20 protein-coding genes are annotated in these 16772 nt (G+C 55.7%); 12 read left to right on the top strand and 8 right to left on the bottom strand.

Going from position 1 to position 16772, the window contains the following annotated elements:
* Positions 1–118 precede the first annotated feature (118 nt).
* Positions 119–1297, top strand: coding sequence for a redoxin family protein (locus tag GC165_13355; GenBank protein MBI1333855.1), 1179 nt, complete (start codon positions 119–121; stop codon positions 1295–1297).
* On the opposite strand, the gene GC165_13350 is transcribed toward GC165_13355, so the two are convergent.
* Complete coding sequence (locus GC165_13350; protein MBI1333854.1) at positions 1294–1761, bottom strand: zinc-ribbon domain-containing protein; 468 nt, start codon at positions 1759–1761, stop codon at positions 1294–1296. The two genes, GC165_13355 and GC165_13350, sit on opposite strands and share 4 nt — an antisense overlap.
* A 37-nt stretch (positions 1762–1798) precedes the next feature.
* Here GC165_13350 and GC165_13345 point away from each other — a divergent pair, with 37 nt between their 5' ends.
* The 4 genes from GC165_13345 (at position 1799) to GC165_13330 (ending at position 5344) form a co-directional block, all read left to right on the top strand.
* Positions 1799–2428: an NAD(P)H-dependent oxidoreductase subunit E gene (locus GC165_13345; GenBank protein ID MBI1333853.1), complete on the top strand. Its 630-nt coding sequence runs from the start codon at positions 1799–1801 to the stop codon at positions 2426–2428.
* Positions 2429–2441: 13 nt separating this feature from the next.
* On the top strand, positions 2442–3746 hold the full coding sequence (gene nuoF, locus GC165_13340; protein ID MBI1333852.1) for an NADH-quinone oxidoreductase subunit NuoF: 1305 nt from the start codon (positions 2442–2444) through the stop codon (positions 3744–3746).
* A gap of 101 nt (positions 3747–3847) precedes the next feature.
* On the top strand, positions 3848–4096 hold the full coding sequence (locus GC165_13335; GenBank protein ID MBI1333851.1) for a hypothetical protein: 249 nt from the start codon (positions 3848–3850) through the stop codon (positions 4094–4096).
* 51 nt (positions 4097–4147) lie between these two features.
* Positions 4148–5344, top strand: coding sequence for an FtsX-like permease family protein (locus GC165_13330; protein ID MBI1333850.1), 1197 nt, complete (start codon positions 4148–4150; stop codon positions 5342–5344).
* A gap of 50 nt (positions 5345–5394) precedes the next feature.
* Here the strand turns inward: GC165_13330 and GC165_13325 are convergent, their stop codons facing one another.
* Positions 5395–5934, bottom strand: coding sequence for a hypothetical protein (locus GC165_13325; protein ID MBI1333849.1), 540 nt, complete (start codon positions 5932–5934; stop codon positions 5395–5397).
* 148 nt (positions 5935–6082) lie between these two features.
* Here GC165_13325 and GC165_13320 point away from each other — a divergent pair, with 148 nt between their 5' ends.
* Positions 6083–6400 (top strand): hypothetical protein, encoded by a 318-nt coding sequence (locus GC165_13320; protein MBI1333848.1) that lies wholly within the window; start codon positions 6083–6085, stop codon positions 6398–6400.
* On the opposite strand, the gene GC165_13315 is transcribed toward GC165_13320, so the two are convergent.
* Entirely contained in the window at positions 6374–7078 is a 705-nt protein-coding gene (locus GC165_13315; GenBank protein ID MBI1333847.1) for a hypothetical protein, read from the bottom strand. The two genes, GC165_13320 and GC165_13315, sit on opposite strands and share 27 nt — an antisense overlap.
* Between GC165_13315 and GC165_13310 the strand changes: the two genes are divergently transcribed.
* Positions 7023–7694, top strand: coding sequence for a prepilin-type N-terminal cleavage/methylation domain-containing protein (locus GC165_13310; protein MBI1333846.1), 672 nt, complete (start codon positions 7023–7025; stop codon positions 7692–7694). The two genes, GC165_13315 and GC165_13310, sit on opposite strands and share 56 nt — an antisense overlap.
* Positions 7664–8230 (top strand): RNA 2',3'-cyclic phosphodiesterase, encoded by a 567-nt coding sequence (gene thpR, locus GC165_13305; protein MBI1333845.1) that lies wholly within the window; start codon positions 7664–7666, stop codon positions 8228–8230. Before GC165_13310 ends, thpR begins: the two co-directional genes overlap by 31 nt.
* Here thpR and GC165_13300 read toward each other — a convergent pair.
* The 4 genes from GC165_13300 to fbaA form a co-directional block, all read right to left on the bottom strand.
* Positions 8219–9637: a methylenetetrahydrofolate--tRNA-(uracil(54)-C(5))-methyltransferase (FADH(2)-oxidizing) TrmFO gene (locus GC165_13300; GenBank protein MBI1333844.1), complete on the bottom strand. Its 1419-nt coding sequence runs from the start codon at positions 9635–9637 to the stop codon at positions 8219–8221. The two genes, thpR and GC165_13300, sit on opposite strands and share 12 nt — an antisense overlap.
* Before the next feature lie 46 nt (positions 9638–9683).
* Positions 9684–10871, bottom strand: coding sequence for a hypothetical protein (locus GC165_13295; protein MBI1333843.1), 1188 nt, complete (start codon positions 10869–10871; stop codon positions 9684–9686).
* Positions 10872–10903: 32 nt separating this feature from the next.
* Complete coding sequence (locus tag GC165_13290; GenBank protein MBI1333842.1) at positions 10904–11752, bottom strand: carbon-nitrogen hydrolase family protein; 849 nt, start codon at positions 11750–11752, stop codon at positions 10904–10906.
* A 212-nt stretch (positions 11753–11964) separates the two neighbouring features.
* Positions 11965–12984, bottom strand: a complete 1020-nt coding sequence (fbaA, locus tag GC165_13285) for a class II fructose-bisphosphate aldolase (GenBank protein ID MBI1333841.1) — start codon at positions 12982–12984, stop codon at positions 11965–11967.
* Between the two features lie 17 nt (positions 12985–13001).
* On the opposite strand from fbaA, the gene GC165_13280 reads away from it, so the two are divergent.
* The 4 genes from GC165_13280 to GC165_13265 are packed head-to-tail and all read left to right on the top strand — an operon-like array spanning position 13002 to position 16018.
* Positions 13002–13727, top strand: coding sequence for a hypothetical protein (locus GC165_13280; protein ID MBI1333840.1), 726 nt, complete (start codon positions 13002–13004; stop codon positions 13725–13727).
* A 45-nt stretch (positions 13728–13772) separates the two neighbouring features.
* Complete coding sequence (locus tag GC165_13275) at positions 13773–14492, top strand: hypothetical protein (protein MBI1333839.1); 720 nt, start codon at positions 13773–13775, stop codon at positions 14490–14492.
* A 9-nt stretch (positions 14493–14501) separates the two neighbouring features.
* A complete protein-coding gene (locus GC165_13270; GenBank protein ID MBI1333838.1) occupies positions 14502–15248 on the top strand; it encodes a hypothetical protein in 747 nt (248 codons plus the stop codon).
* A gap of 2 nt (positions 15249–15250) precedes the next feature.
* Positions 15251–16018: a hypothetical protein gene (locus tag GC165_13265; GenBank protein MBI1333837.1), complete on the top strand. Its 768-nt coding sequence runs from the start codon at positions 15251–15253 to the stop codon at positions 16016–16018.
* Here GC165_13265 and GC165_13260 read toward each other — a convergent pair.
* Positions 16011–16772 carry a type III pantothenate kinase gene (locus tag GC165_13260; GenBank protein MBI1333836.1) on the bottom strand — a complete coding sequence of 254 codons (762 nt, stop codon included), beginning with the start codon at positions 16770–16772 and terminating at the stop codon, positions 16011–16013. The genes GC165_13265 and GC165_13260 overlap by 8 nt on opposite strands.

The following is a 16772-nucleotide window of genomic DNA, read 5'->3' as shown; positions in this document are numbered from 1 at the left end:
TTCGTCCAATGATACAGAAGTTCAAAATAGACATCGGTTACACATTTTTTCAAGATTTGGGCAAGTTTCTTGGCGAATCGATGAGTCGAGTAAATACCATAGCCCAATAGATCGTTTAATGTTAAAAGAAAGGCAAGCTCTACGGGCTAGGATCAACGTAAGAACAGATTGGCCTAGGAACGAAACGACCCGTAAAAGTTGTATGATTTCCGGTATGAGGCTCATGCGCATTCTGACAATCTCGTCTCTGCTCGCCGTGGCTTCCCTTTCGTTGGCTCAGGGTCTGAATATTGGCGACAAAGCGCCGGACCTCAACGTCACGGATTGGGTGAAAGGCTCGCCGCAAAAACTCGGCAACGGCAATGTGACCGTGGTGGAATTCTGGGCGACCTGGTGCGGCCCCTGTCGACAATCAATTCCCCACCTGACGGAACTCGCCCATAAGTTCAAGGGCAAGGTCAATTTTGTTGGTGTCAGCATCTGGGAGAACGCTCCAGACGACTACAAGACCAAGGTTCCGGCATTCGTGAAGGACTTTGGCGAGAAGATGGACTACAACGTGGCTACCGAAGGGCCAGACACCTATATGGCCAAGAATTGGATGGAAGCCGCCGGTGAGAACGGCATTCCTTCTGCATTCCTGGTCAATGGCGACGGAAAGATCGCCTGGATCGGCCACCCAATGGGCGGCCTTGAGGAAGCCATCGACAGTCTCCTTGCCGGCAAATCGGATTTGGAAAAGGCCCACACCGAGCGAGCCAGTGCGAAGGCCAAGGAGATGGAGGAAATGAAACTCCAGGAGAAGATGGCCGAGAAAATGAATCCGATGATGAAGGACCTGAAGGACAAGAAGTTCCAGGCTGCTTCGGATAAAGCCGACGCCATCATCAAGGACAACCCAGACCTGAAGATGATGGTCAGCCAGTACAAGCTGATGGCGATGGTTCAGGGCAATCTGAAGGGCCTGGACACCTACATCACGGCGCTCGGCAAAGAGGACTTTGCTCAGGATCCGCAGATCATGAACTCGATCGTGTGGATGGTTGTGGAGCAGGACATGAAACTTGGCGCTCCGGTTTACAAATCAGCGGTTGCCCTGGGTGAAAAGATGATGAAGGCTGCGCCCAACGACCCGATGAGTATGGATACCTACGCCCTCGCCCTCTGGCGAGCCGGGGACAAGAAGAAGGCGCTTCAGACTCAGAAGAAGGCCGTTTCGCTGGCGAGTAAGGATAAGGACTTCGACGGCGACACGCTCACCGAAATGAAGGGCCGACTGAAGCAGTACGGCGGCTAAATCGACCTCGTCTCGCTCGGGCCATCGTCTTGGTCCGGGCGAGAATATTCTTGGGGAATCCTGCCGTGCTGGGTGTTGCAAGCGCACCCGCGCAACGCGCCAAGGGCGCTGATGGCGATGAGAACCACAATATAGATTCCGTACGGGCCAAGCCTCCCGATTCCGGTCACCGCGCGCTTGGCTTCATGAATCACCGCCGCGGGTCGCACCGTGACGTTTTGCTTTGCGCAGTCGGGACATCTTGGTCCCGCCGGCCCAATGACCGCACACTTTGTACAAATCGGCTTGCCACATCGACCACAGCTGAGATTCGTCGCCTCCTTCGGGTGGCGGTAGCAGTACATCGTATCCTCGGTTGCCGGACGAGCCTGATGCTGTTCGTATTCGACCAAATCGAGACCGCAACGACCGCAGAATCGGACGTCGTCCTCGTTCTGTCTGCCGCATCGGGGACACGATTTCATTGATCGGATAAGTATAACCCCGGGTAACCTACAGCTTGTGAGCGATCTCCTTCAAATCGGCAGTCCAAACGAGCGTCCGATGCCGCCCCGAGCCGAAGATCTCGAACTCCAATTTAGCGAGCAGGCCATTGCCGAGCTTGACGCCCTCAAGACCCACTATCCAAACTGGAAGGCGTGCATTTTGCCGGGTCTCTGGATCGCTCAGAGAGAGTACGGCGGAATGCTGACCGATGCCGCCATCGCCGAGGTCGCCTACCGCCTGAAAAGAAGCGCGGCCGAGGTTCAGGGCGTGGCTACGTTCTATTCGATGTACAACACCCAGCATCACCCGGGTCGCCACAAGATCGAGGTTTGCACTTGCCTTTCGTGCCACTTCAACGGCGCTTTTCGGGTTCGCGACTACGTGTCGAAGAAGCTGGGGATCGGCAACAAGGAGACGACGCCGGACGGCATGTTTATGCTGGAAGAGGTTGAATGCCTAAACGCTTGCGACCGCGCACCGGTGGTGCAGGTGGGCGATAACTACCACGGGCCAGTCGACGAAAAGTACATCGACGACCTGCTCGAAAAGCTTCGCAACAGCGAGGAAAACACGGTCATCAAGATGGCCGACCAGATCGTGCAAGTCCAACTGATGGAAACCGAGCGTAAGGGGACGCTCGCTTAGGAGGAATCGAACCATGGCCGAATATAAACTGCTTTTCGAACACACCGACGATCCCACCTACAAGACGCTAAAAGGCTACAAGTCCAAGGGCGGTTATGAAGGCTTGGTAAAGGCTCTGAAAATGGAGCGCCAGGCCGTTATTGACGAAGTAAAGACCTCTGGCTTGCGAGGGCGCGGCGGTGCCGGCTTCCCTAGCTGGATCAAGTGGAATGGTTTGCCCAAGGAAAAGCGCAGTCCTCACTACATTCTGTGCAATGCGGATGAAGGCGAGCCGGGGACGTTTAAGGACAAACAACTCCTCGAAACCTGCCCGTTTTTGCTGGTCGAGGGCATGACGATTGCCGGGTACGCCACTCAGGGCGACGTCGGCTACGTCTACATTCGTGGTGAATTCATCGACGGCGCACGAGCCCTGCGACGCGCAATCGATGAGGCTTACGCCAACAATCTACTGGGCAAAAATATTCTTGGCACAGATTTCTCGTTCGATCTGCACATCCACCTCGGGGCGGGATCGTATGAGTGTGGCGAAGAGAGCGCCCTGATGTCGTCGCTGATGGGTGAGCGTGGGATGCCGCGGCTGAAGTTCCCACACGCTCCTCTTCCGACGGTAAGCGGCGTTTGGGAGAAGCCAACGCTGATCAACAACGTCGAAACGTACTGCTGTGCACCGCACATCATCAAGCGGGGTGGCGAATGGTATGCCACGCTTGGCGCAGGGACGAAGAATAGCCGTGGCACCAAGATTTTCTCGGTTAGCGGCCATGTGAACAAGCCCGGCAACTTTGAGATCGAATTCGGTACTCCGCTCCGAGAGCTTTTGGAACTTGCCGGTGGAATTCGTGGCGGCAAGATCAAGGCCTGTATTCCCGGCGGATCGTCCATGCCGGTCATCAAGCCGGACGCGATCGAAACGGCGATCATCGGATACGAGGAGATGATGGAGGCCAAGTCGATGGTCGGCTCAGGCGGCTGCATGTTCTTCAATGAGCACACGGACATGGTGATGCTCTGCTGGCGCACGGCGCAGTTCTATGCTAACGAATCGTGCGGCAAGTGTACACCTTGCCGAGAAGGCACCCGGTGGATGATTCAGATTCTCGACCGGATTGTGGCGGGCAATGGTCAACCAGGAGACAAAGAGCTGTTGGTCGATATCGCCAACCAGATCGAAGGACGCTCGTTCTGTGCCCTTGGCGATGCCGCCGCGTGGCCGGTCAAGGCGTTCATCCGACAATTCCCGGAAGAGTTCGATTATTGGATCGAACACGGTAAGAGTCCGATCAAGAGCAAGGAAGCCGCCGCGCTAGCCCCGTAATTCCCCCAGTTGATAGCCAAAATTGATAATCTGGCGTCAATTTCTGAGCGAATCGAACCGATTTATATCGGTGGACTACCTTGGTCCTGGCAGGAACAAACATGCGCCAACAGTTTCTCAAATATACGCCCGACGAACTCCGAGTCATTCTTGAGGAGATTGGTTGCGAGGTGGTCGAGGAATATGCTCTCTCGGCCTGCCCCGAATCCATCCACTGGCACATTAAGAAGAAGGGCGAGCGAAGAGGAAAGTTCGAAGCAACCTGGATGCCGTACGGTGAAGCCTGGATTTGCTACCACACGAATCGGCCCCAAGAATGGGTCTACGAAGTCCTTGGGATTCTGGCTTAGGACCAAGCAAAGAGAACATCTCGGCCGAATTACCGTAGAATTCAATCGACGATGGTCGAAGAGTTACGCGAGGCACTTTCCAATATCCGCGAAAATTGGAAACGTGCGCTGCTGACTTCAAGCGGAGTGATGGCCGCGACGATCGCCACCGTTTTGTTGGCCAGCATCGCCATCGGCGTTCGGAAAGACTTCACCGACCAAGTCGAAGATATCGGCGTTAATACGATCATCGTCATCCCGGCCAAGATTAGTGGCGGGTTTCCCAATATCAATCTGGGCGGCGCGAGCTACCTGAAGGAACGCGACGCGGAGAATCTGCGAGGGCTCGAAGGGGTTCAGAAGGTTGCGTGTTGGACGTTTGTGGGCGGCGGGGCTAACTACAAGGACCGTTTGGCGTCGAGTTTCCTGGTTGCGACCACGCCGGAATGGTTTCAGATCAAGAAATTCGACCTCTCGGCGGGCCGCCTGCTGATGCCGGTCGACGACGATAAGATGGTCTGCGTCATCGGTTCCCTTGCCAAACAAAGCCTCTTCCCTACCGAGGACGCAGTGGGCAAGGCGATCAAGATCAACGGCAAGCAGTACGAGGTCGTGGGCGTCACCCACGATCAATCGCAAGAATCCAGCTTGATGTCGTTCGGCAGTTTCCAAAACCTCATCTACATTCCCTATGCTGGACTTCATAAAGCGGAGCCCGCGAGCCAAACCGACCGCATACTGGTTCAACTCGATCCTCGTATTGAACCAGAAAAGGTTCTGAACGCCATGCGTGCCACCCTTCGGAAGAACCTGGATGACGACCAATTCGATCTTCTCACCCAAAAGGATTTGCTGAAAGTGGTCTACCGATTTACCGACATCCTGCAATGGCTGTTGGTGGGCCTTACCGGCATTTCGCTGTTCATCGGCGGCATCGGGATCATGAATGTGATGCTGTTGAGCGTGGGCGAGCGAACTTCGGAGATAGGGATTCGAAAAGCGACAGGGGCGAATCGTGGCGCAATCTTTCGGCTCTTCATGACCGAGAGCGTCCTCATCAGCCTCTTTGGAGTGATGGTTGGGCTCGGATTCAGTTTTCTGGTCTGTCGGCTGTTGGATCGGTTCAGCCCAATTCATCCGATTGTGACGGTGTTGACGGTGCTAGGGACGATCGGATCTGGACTACTGACAGGGATGTTCTTCGGCATCCTTCCCGCCGCTCGTGCGGCGAAGATGGACCCGGTCAAGGCGATCCAGAACCTAAACTAAAAAAGACCCCTCGACCGCGAAGTCGAGAGGTCTCCTTAGAGAAGAGGGGATTAATTTCCGCCGGTCTTCGTCTTAGTATCGGTCTTCTTCTTCTTGGTGTCCGTCTTGGTAGTCTTCGAGTCGGTCTTAGCCTTGGTGTCCGTCTTCGACTTAGTGGTCTTGGTCGTCTTGGTGTCGGTCTTCGGCTTCATCGTCTTCGAAGTTTTGGACATCTTATCGTCCATCTTTGGCTTCATCGTTTTCGAAGGCTTCGAGTCCATCTTCTTCGGAGCGGGCTTCATGGTGGCGGCGACCGGCTTGCCTGCAGCACGAAGGTTGCCGATGCTGACCATCTTGGCCATCATGTTCATTCCCTTCAGGGTGCCTTCCACGGTGACCTGCGAACCACCGGTCAGACCGCTGAGCGCAAAGAACTTCCCTTTCAACGTGACTTTCGCCTTGCTGGCGTCAACCGTGTAAGTACCTTTGCTGGTACCAACTTGGAAAGTACGACCGGAGGGCGCGCCCTTCACGAATCCAGAAATCTTGTCGGCATGCGCAAAGGCTGCCGCAACGACGAGCAATATTGCGGGTAAGAACTTTCGAATCATTTCTTTTCCTAACTCCAACGAGTGAAGACGATTATAACACCAGCATCGTTCCTAGTTTCTGCTTAAATAGAGTGTGGTCGAAAGAGCCCTCAAGCATTATCGAATCTACTGCATTCTCAATCTTGTTTGGTATTGCGTACTGGTTCTGATGTCAGTGACTTTAGTCCTAGTCCTTCGCGAAGGTACGGTTGACCTCTCTCAAATACCACCGGACCAAATTTCGATGCTCCGCGGCTCGCTGATCTTCCTCGGAATCTACTCTTGGGTCCTCTTCGCTATGAATTTAGCGATCCTCAAACCTCAGCGAACGCATAAGTGGTGGATGGGGGCTTTCATCAATATCTGCGTGGGTATTTCAACATGCTGTTTGGCGCCGCTTTGTATCCCCCTGGCGATCAAGTGGAACTCGAAGGAAGTCCGAGAGTACTTCAACCCCGTTTCATTCGATCTCGAGAAACCGAGCTAGCCAACGGTTGAGGTCGGCGACCTCTTCTTCGTTGATCCAATGTCCCATTTCGTACTCGTGGAACTCGTATCGGTCGCCTAGTTGGCTCAGATTTTGGCGCAGGACGTAGGCATATTCGACGGAAATCACATCGTCGAACGCGCCGTGAGCGTGGAAAACCGGACCGTCAAAGGCTGGGCAAATGTCGTCTATGCCACGGCCGCTCAAGAGTACGGCACCTTTGGCGAGATCGGGGTGCTTGGTGATAACGCCGAGGGACATCATCGCTCCCTGGCTGAATCCGCCGAGGATCAGCCTTTCGAAGTTCTGCTCCTTCAGGTACTCGGCTACCGCCTCGACGGACTGCCAATACTGGTCTGGGTCGATCTCGATGCCACGAACTGTCCACTGAATGTCGAACCACGCATAGCCAGGTCCGTACCGTTGAGGCGCCCGCAGGCAGACAACGTCGAAACGGCCGTCGAGCATGTCGGCAAAGCCGCGCATGTCCTGCTCGTCGCTCCCTAGACCGTGCATCAAAACGAGTGTCGCCATAGGATTTGTGACAGAGCGAACGGCGGAAGCGAATTTCATGTTGCTAAAATGTACCAATGTCGGGCTTGCCGATTTGCATTTGATTCGAATGAACCGAAAGATTGCATTTACCTTGATTGAGCTCCTGGTCGTGATCGCCATCATTGCGATCCTGGCCGCTATTCTGTTTCCGGTTTTTAGCCAGGCGAAGGCGGCGGCCAAACGTGTGGCCTGCCTCTCCAACCAGAAGCAGATCGGCACCGGGTTTGCGCTCTACATGTCGGATTACGACGATCGGATGCCGGACAGGCGCGATCTCAAGACGACGCTTGGCTATCGTCCATGGACCACGTGGCCTCCCTCTGACCCCCGATGCGAATGGGCCGAGGTGATCATTGGCCCCTATCTCAAGAACAACGACATTTGGTCGTGTCCCGGTACGATCAATACGCCGGTAGGCGAGGCCATTCAGGTGAAGCAAGGCGATGTGCGGTACTGGATGTGGCGGTTCGACCGTCCCGATGATCCGGTCAACATCGAGGACTTCTGGGGTAAGTCGGTGGAGCAGGCGATCGATGACTTGAATACGGCGAATGATCCGATTGTGGGACATCCCGAGGGTGTGGCCGATGTCGAGCTCTTGGTCGATCCTTATTTTCCGAAAACCATTCCCTCAGTTTCGGCCGACTTGAAAGGAAAAACTGCCCATGCTGGCGGTCGCAATCGCCTTTTCCTCGATTTTCATGCAAAATGGATGCGCGATATTCGCACGAATCCATGAAGCTCTTTTTCGCACTCGACCTGTCTCCGATTGCCCGCAATGCTCTGTCCGAGTATGTTCCCAAGGTTCAGACGAAGCTGGATCGGCAAGGGCTAAAATGGGTTTCGGCCGAGAAGTGGCACGTGACTCTGGTATTTCTGGGTGACGAAGATGTCGAGGCGGTTCGGGAGTTGGCAGCCCAGGCGCTGACAGGCGCAAAGGAGGTTCGGCTGCGGGTTGGCTCCATCGACTCTTTTCCTGACCACAAGCGTCCTGGCGTGTTGTGGCTGGGCGTGGAGAGCGTCAAAGGCGATCTGAACGCGCTGTACGAGGCTCTATCGGCGGTTCTGCCGGGCGATCGTGAGGGGTTTGTGCCACACATTACGTTGGGTCGTATGAAACCGGCTTCGACGAAGCTAGGTCATCGCTTGCGCGACTTCATGCACTCTGGGGCGAAACCCGAAGACATCGAGTGGACGGTTGAGTCGGTGACGCTGTTCAACACGAAGCCGGATGGCGCTTACGAGGTTGTGGCGGAGTTTCCGCTACAGCGCTAACGCTTCCAGCCAAAACTGCAGGCCCGCTTGCGCGGCTTCGATCTTCATTGCCCGCTTCACACTCTTATCCCGCGGAACCGGGTCGGGATCGGGCAAAATGCCCCAGTTGATGTTCATCGGCGCGAACTCGCGCGGCGTCTCGTCCTGCAAATGCGCCAGAAGAGCCCCGTACGCCGTTTCTCGGGGAGCGACGGGCACTTCCCGGCCCTGCGCCTTCGCAACGGCGCAGAGGCCCGCCAAGATGCCCATAGCCGCCGATTCGACATATCCTTCGACGCCGGTCAACTGCCCGGCGATGAAGAGGTTCGGAACGTCGCGCATTTCTAGGTTCGGCAAAAGGGCCTTAGGAGCTTCGATATACGTATTGCGGTGAATAACTCCATAGCGGACGAACTCCGCGTTCTCTAGGCCGGGAACCATACGGAATACTCGCTTTTGCTCGCCAAACTTCAGCCGGGTTTGGCAGGCCACCAGCGAATAAAGCGTCTTCTCCTTATTCTCGGGACGAAGCTGGAGGGCGGCCCACGGCCTGCGACCCGTAGCAGGATTGGTCAGCCCCATCGGCTTAAAGTTGCCAAAGGCCAGCGACCGCGCGCCCTTCTCGGCAATCGCCTCGATCGGAGTGCATCCGGCGAAGTATTTGATTTGTTCGAGCAGTTGGTGCTCGCCGGGGAGCTTATAGTCTTCGTCGATTTCCACCTCCCCCCGCACGCCGCCGGCTTCGAAGGCATGGAATGGAGCCCGCTCAGCCGTCACCAGCGCCGCGACAAACGCCTCATAGTTTTCTTTGTTGAAAGGGCAGTTGAGGTAATCGTTGCCTTCACCTTTCCCGTAGCGGCTCTCCGCAAAGACGACGCTCATATCCAGCGAGGACGCCTCGACCGTCGGCGAGACGGCATCGTAGAAGTATAGATGGCTACGGCCCGTCTTCTTGGCCAGCCAATCGGACAAAGCAGGCGAAGTCAAAGGGCCAGAGGCGAGGACGACCTGATCGCCTTGCGCGAGCCACTCCTCGACCATCGCAGGCGTGACCTCTTCCCTGCTCACGGAGATCAATGGATGTTCGCTAATAGTCTGAGTGACGGCCCGACCAAACGCGTTGCGATCCACGCACAAAGCCTCACCGCCGGGCACGGCATTCTCCTCGGCTAGCTGCAGAATGATCGACCCCAGCGCGGCCATCTCGGCCTTTAACTGTCCAGCCGGGCTGGTTGGGAGCTTTGATTTCAGCGAGTTCGAGCAGACGAGCTCGGCAAAGTAGTCGGTGGTATGAGCCGGGCTCGACTTGACAGGGCGCATCTCGTACAACGCAACCTCCACGGAGCGGGACACGCAAGCCCAAGCCACCTCGACCCCAGCAAATCCTGCACCAACGATCCTTATCACGAGGTATAGATTGTGGCGCAAAAAAAGCCCGGAGAGTTTTCTCCGGGCTTTTCAAGGTTCTGCCTTCTTAGTGGGCGCGTCGCTTTCGCGGGCCGATCTGGAAGTGCGGAAGGTTGACGGCGATGGCTCGGCCATTGCTGTCGGTCCAGTAGCAGGTGACTCCGAGGGAGTTGTCGGAAAGGATCGAATTCACGTTCGATCCGTCAGCACCCATGACGGAAAGATTCAGGTTGTTCGAGGCGTCGAAGCCAACCGAGGCGATTTTCGTCATGTCCTCGTTGAAGAAGCCCATGATCTCGTACACATTGGACGAGTTCGTAACTTGAGTGGCCGTACCGCCGCTGGACGAGACCTTATACAGGTCGGCGTTGACCGCGGACGGGGCGAGGTAGCCGAACAGGATCGTGCTTCCATCTCTCGACCAAGTCGGGTAGAAGACGTCGGCACCGAGGCTAGTGATCGGCGTCTGAGTGGCGGTGGTGTAGTCGATGGTGTAGACCTCGGAGGTCGTGGCCAGCGGCTTGGAGTAGGCGATCAGGTGGCTTCCGTTGACCGGGCTAACCGAGAACTCAAACACGTCGTCCAGGGAGACTTCGTTTCCGCCGGTGACCGGGATTCGATACATCTTGTAGCCAAGACCCGAATCGGCTTTGAAGATGATGTAGGTTCCATCTGGTGTGAACTGGATGTCGTCGATGTCAACGAACGAAGTCGACGTGAGAAGCGTTGCGGAACTGGTGCTCAGAGCCGAGTTGCCAAGATAGAGCGTCATTTGCGACGTGTTCTGGTCGATGCTGGCAAAAGCGTACTGGTTTGTCTTCGTCGGGTTCGGAGCAACCGCCTTGGTAGTCGCAACTGCGAACGAAGCGAGCGAAGTGTCGTTGCTTCCGTCCGACTTGATGGACTTCAGGAAGGTGAAGGTGCCGTCGCCGATCGTGTAGAGGATCGAATCGTGAGGGAGCGATCCCATCGTGCCCGTAGTGGACGTCGTAGACGTGGTCGAAGTTGTTGACGTTGTAGAGGTCGTCGAAGTCGTGCTCGTGGTCGAGGTGGTGCTGGTGGTCGACGTCGTAGAGGTCGTACTCGTGGTTGAAGTTGTGCTCGTCGTCGAGGTCGTGCTCGTTGTCGCCGAGGTCGAGGTCGTCGCCGTCGTGGAGGTTGTTCCACTATCGGTGCTGCTGCCGCCGCAACCGATGATGACGGCAAGGAATCCAGCCCAAGCCAACGCTACAATCGTTTTTCCGCCTAATTTCATCGTCAATAACTCACTCGCAGGGATTGTGTACTTTACTGCTTTTCGACAGTAATTGGAACAGTATGCCCGAAAAATGATGCATAAAGTTCAGGCCGCCGACTGTCGAAGATTGTCGTTTCGTGCTTGCCGGGCACCGTCACATTGCGTTTATTTCGGCTGACTTCGAAGTCCAAGTCAGCAATTAGTACCTTCTCATCCGCCCCTGCTGAAGCCAAAATCGTACCCATTGGATCGATGATCTTGCTCTTGCCGATGAACGTGAAGCCCTTCTCGGTGCCGACTCGATTGCACGTCGCCACGTAGACCTTGTTCTCTACCGCGCGAGCCAGCGCAAGCAGGTCGGCGCTGATGTCAGCACCGGTCGGCCAATTGGTAGGAAGGAGGATCGCATCGGCTCCCTTTAACGCCAGAATGCGAGCGGCCTCGGGGAAGCGGATATCAAAGCAGATGAGGAGGCCCAAGCGTCCATGCTTGGTGTCGAAAACGGGAAAGTCGTCGCCCGGCGTGACAAACCGGTCATAGCCCAACTCGGGGAGGTGGGTTTTGTGATAGACACGAGGGTTCTCGCCCGGGCAAAAGAGGGCGGCCGAGTTGTAAAAGCAGTGCCCTTCCCCGCTCTCGGCGAAGCCGACGACTGCGATCATGTCGTGAACGTCGACGGCTTCTTGAATCTGAAGCAAGTGGTTTGAGTAAGCGGGAACGGCGACTTCTGATCGCTGTTCGGGCGTCTCGACGCAATATCCGCCAATGCTGCACTCGGGAAAAACGACGATATCCACGTTCTGAGCCTTCAGGACGTGGATATGATCGTTGATTCGACGCGTGTTACCGTCGCGGTCGCCGTATGTAACGTCCATCTGGACGCAAGCGACGCGTGGCATTACACCGGATGAATGGCGATGACGTTTACCAGGCAGAAGTAGATCGTCTCATTATCCTTTTTCAGTCGAATAAAGAGCGAATCCGCCTGTTCCAGCACGCCTCGGTGCATGACGACCTGGGTGCCATTCTCGACATGGACCACCACCTTATGCCCAATGATCTCGTTGATGATCATAAGAATTCCCGATAGGTTACCACTCCGCTCTAGCTCTTAGCCATTCACTAACGAAATACCAACACTTCGCAGTTCGGTAGCGGCCTGGATGACGCGAGCTTTCATGCCGGCTTCTGCCTTTTTCATGTAGCTTCGTGGGTCGTAGGTCTTTTTGTCGCCCATTTCCCCATCGATGCGCAGCATGCCGTCGTAGTTCTTCATCACGTGGTCCACGACCGGGCGCGAGTAGTGGTACTGACAGTCGGTATCCACGTTCATTTTCACGACGCCGTAGTCTACTGCGGCGTGAATCTCGGAAAGCAGGCTTCCGCTTCCGCCGTGGAACACGAGGTCGAGAATCTTGCCGTATTTGGCCTTCATCGCCTCGTTGCCTTCGCGCAGGATTTCCGGATTGAGCTTGACGTTGCCGGGCTTGTAAACGCCATGCACGTTGCCAAACGTGGCGGCCAGCGTGAAGCGGCCGATCGGGCTCAGTTGGTCGTACACGTACAGCATGTCTTCCGGGGTGGTGTAGAGCTTCTCGTGGCCCACACCCGTGTTGTCGATGCCGTCCTCTTCGCCGCCGACCACACCAGCTTCAACTTCCAGGATGATGCCGAGAGGGGCCATTGCCGCGAGAAGATCCTTGGCCGTGGTCATGTTGTCCTTCAGGTTCAGTTCGGATCCGTCGAACATATGGCCATTAAATAGCGGCGGCAGACCTTTGTCGACACGGGATTTGCTCTCTGCGATCAGCGGACGGACAAACGCATCGACCTTCGGCGGGACGCAGTGGTCGGTGGTCAACGCCACATAGCAGGGCAGGTCCTTGGCCACGCGGTGCGTGTACTCGGCCAGCGCGATCGCACCCTCAGACATGCTTTTGATCGGTCCGCTGGCGAACTCCGATCCACCCGTGCTGAACTGGATGATGCCATCCGTTTTGGTCTCTGCAAACGCAGCCAACGCCGCATTGAGGGTCGTACTCGAAGTCACGTTGATCGAAGCGAGGGCGTAGTTGCCTTTTTGGGCAGCGTCGAGCATGCGCGCAAAAGTTGCTGCGTCTGGTACCGGCATAATAGTAATGGTATCTCATGCGGGAAGTTGCAAAGTACGCCAGTCCCATCTTAGTCGTGCTTGGGTTGGCGATTTTCCGCACGAACGATTCGCCATACCTGTTGCCGGTGGTATGCGAAATTCTCGGATTAGGAGCTTTGTTCCTTGTCTGCCCCGAGCTACGAAGGCGCCCAAATGGTGAATCTCTGCTTCTTTTCTGGCTCGGACCTCTTGGTTTGTTTTGGCTAATTAGCGAGCGTCGAGACGGACGAGACATTAGTCCGATCTCGCTCATGATTGAGATCGCCTTGGCGGGAATAGGAACTTCAGTTCTTTTAGCGAACAAGCGGCTGAAAAAGGAAGACCTGTGGCTGGTGACTGCGATCCTGCTTAACTGGTCGGTGGCCTATTTCAGCGCCTCGACCGGTGGAGCTGACAAGATGCACCCGTGGTTCACGTTCCTTGGCCTGACATCCGAACAAATCATTCGACTCGTGATCTGGATTCGCAAAATCATCCACGTCACCTTTTACGGAACGCTCATGGCGCTCTTCGGCACCTACCTGTCGCGGGTGGTCGATGACCGGCGGCGAGCGATGCTAACAGCATTTGCCTTCCCGCTTTGCATTTCGATATGCGACGAGTTCCGACAAAGCTTTATGCCGAACCGAGTTGGGTCTTACGCCGACGTCATTTTAGATATGTCGGCGGCGACGGTTGTACTCTTGTGGATGGGGTTCAAAAATCACAAAATTCTGTCGTAACTAGCGAGTAACTGGCGCGTCCGTTTCGTGTAAGTGGGGATTGCGATGAAGCCTTATACATCGAAAATCGCGTTTTGGGGAATATCGGCCACATTGGTCGCATCCATTTGTTCGCTAACGTATGCCACCAGCGTGCCGCGCGGCGATGGAGACTTGGATAAGAACCACAAAACTTCGGGCGAAAAGAAGTCGAAGACCGTCAAGTTCGCTCACGACAAAGACATCGACACCTATCTCACCTCAGTGCGAAGCTTTATGCTAGTTCCCCCTCGAAACGGGCTGTTTGGGGCTAGCCGGGTGCCGACCTTGCACGGTGCGACGGGAGAGAAAATTCCGGGCTATAAAGAGGTTCAGGATCTCGCCGCGGACAAGTACATGATCAATTCGTTTGTAGTAGGCAAAATGCCCGATGAGGTCATCGCGGCTTACGAAAAGTCGGCCAAAGAAGGACGATTCCTTGGGCAAGTTCCCCACTACCGCGTGACGCCGGTGCACATGACCTTCCTCGAAGGCGCAGACCGACGTCAAGAATCGCAGACCATCGCCGCCGAAGTCCGAAAGCGAGTCACCGACCTCGATGCCGAGTGCATGAAAGAAGACTACGAGGACTACTCGACGTCGTTTGATGTTGCAGGTCATCACGCTTGGCTCATGGCGAAAGCGGTGCGGGCGAGCGACAAGACGTGCTACTCCTGTCACACCAACATCAAAGAAGGTCAGCCCATCGGTTATGTGATGGCAGCTCTGATCGAAAAAGCACCTTAGGAGACCTAGATGAAACCCACAACTTTATTGATCGGATTCGTTACTTTGACCGGCGGTGGCTTGGCGGCGGTTAGGTTATCGGGCGACGCCTCCACCAAGACTGTGTCCTTTCCTCATGACAAGGTCATCGAGACCTACACTGCGGCTGTGCAAAAGAGTCTGCTAGAGCAACCCACCGACGGCCGCTTTGGCAGCAATCGTGCTCCGTCGATCCACCTTGTCTTTGCCCATCAAGTCGAAGGTTACCAAGAGATTAAGGACCTCACCAAGGACTACCGAGTCTATTCGCTGATCGAAAGCCGAGAGAAGAAGGAACCGAAAAAGCCAGATCATATTGGGGGAGACACGGGGAAAATGGTTGACCTGCTAACCAAGTTGCCGCCGGACTTCCTCAAGGATCCGAATGTTCGCGCGACCTGTTTCATGCGGCTCTATGACGAAGGTGACTGGTTCAATCCAACCATGACGGGGCTCGCCTTTGACCGATCGGTAAAGCCAACCGATACGAAAGTGAGAAAGGAAGGTTTGAAGGCTTTGGCCGCTGATGTCGGGCGTTTGGTGGTTCAACTATCCAACAAACTTGACCACAAAGACTACGAAACCTACTCCGACAAGGTGACCGTTAACGGGAAAGATGGATGGGTGCTCATAAAGTCGATCACACCGAAGGAAAAGTCGTGTTATAACTGTCATAGCGACATCAAATATGGCAAGCCCATTGGGCATGTTATGACCTTCCTGATCAAGAAGAAGTAGCCGTGAAAATCATCAAATCGAAGTTGAGCATCGCCGTTCTCTCGCTGGGATTCGTGGGCGTCGCCGCCGCGATCAGTTACGCAACCCTCAGTCGCGCCGTCGCGCCAAAAATGGAAAGCAAGAAAGTGGACTCTCATTTGAAGGAGAAGTTCGAGAAGCTTTCCAAGGAGTTGAGCAAGGCCGATTCGAAGGAAGCCCCTCCCGTTGCGCCCCATCAGGAAGATATCGAGAACTATATCGATGCGATGCGGAAGTTCCTCCAGACCCCGCCTCGCGACGGCGTGTTCGGCAGTGACCGCATCCCGACACTTCACGGCAAGGACTCTGAAGATTTGACCGCCTACGATGCCATTCGCTCCCTCGATGGAGAAGTGCATATTCGGTCGGCGGTGCTTGGACTTCAACCGGTTCAAAAGGGCGCAAAGGATCTCGAAGTCGAAACAGAGAACGGCGTCAGGGCCGACTCTTCTCCCCTCTCTCAGATTCGCCTCAGCGATGTGCACTATGTCATGCCGAACTACGACGACGGCACGGACCAGTCGAACACTCGATGGGAGAACGAATCGAAGGCGCTGGAGCAGTTCGCTATCGATATCCGTCGCAAGGGCGTCGAGGAAGACACACAGAAAGTTTCGATCAACGGCAAGGACGCGTGGATTGTGGCGAAAGCGGTCCATGCGAGCGTGAATTCGTGCTACAAGTGCCACAGCAACATCGAGAAAGGCAAGCCGATCGGTTACGTGGCGGCGCTGATCTCGAACGCTAAATAGCTTTCTCAGCGTACAGCCTGACTCCATCGAGGGTGAGCATCGCGTCGTAGCTCTCGATGGTCTCGCACATCTGGGTGAAGATTTCTCCGAGGCCGCCCGTCGCGATGACCTTAGGCTTCGAGCCAAGCTCGCCTTCAATCCTTCGCACAATCGCGTCGATGGCCCCGGCGTAGCCGAACATCACGCCGCTCTGTATCGAGTGCGTCGTATGTTTCCCTATTGCGGTTTCCGGTGCGACCAGGTCGATAGCGGGCAGTTTGGCCGTCTTATTCGCCAACGCCTGCATGGAGGTCATCGGGCCAGCCATGATCGCACCACCGGCGTAAACGCTGTTGGCATCGATCACATCGAAGGTGGTGGCAGTGCCAAAGTCGACCACGATGATCGGCGCGGAGTACCGAGCCAAGGCGCCTATTGCGTTCGCGATGCGGTCTGCTCCAACCGCGGTCGGCGGATTGTAGTCCACCACGACGCCGTGGTTGGACGATCCGGTTAGGAATTCAACTTCGACGCCGAAGAACTTGCTCGCCATGAGCGACAGGTTTCGGTTCATGCCCGGCACCACGCTGGCGCAGGCTACTTTCGTCGGATTCTGTGTCACCCCTGCCACACGCATCATTTCGAATAGCCAGGCCGCGAGTTCGTCTTCGGTGGTTTCGACGTCCGTCTGGTGCCGCCAAGTGGCGATCCAACGGGCGCCGTCCCAGATACCGAACACCGAGTGGCTGTTTCCGACGTCAATCGCGAGGAGCAT

The organism is Armatimonadota bacterium, assembly GCA_016125185.1.
Classification (GTDB): Bacteria; Armatimonadota; Fimbriimonadia; order Fimbriimonadales; family Fimbriimonadaceae; genus Fimbriimonas.
The sequence above is the reverse complement of the archived record's forward strand: the minus strand, read 5'-3'. Positions and strand labels throughout refer to the sequence as shown.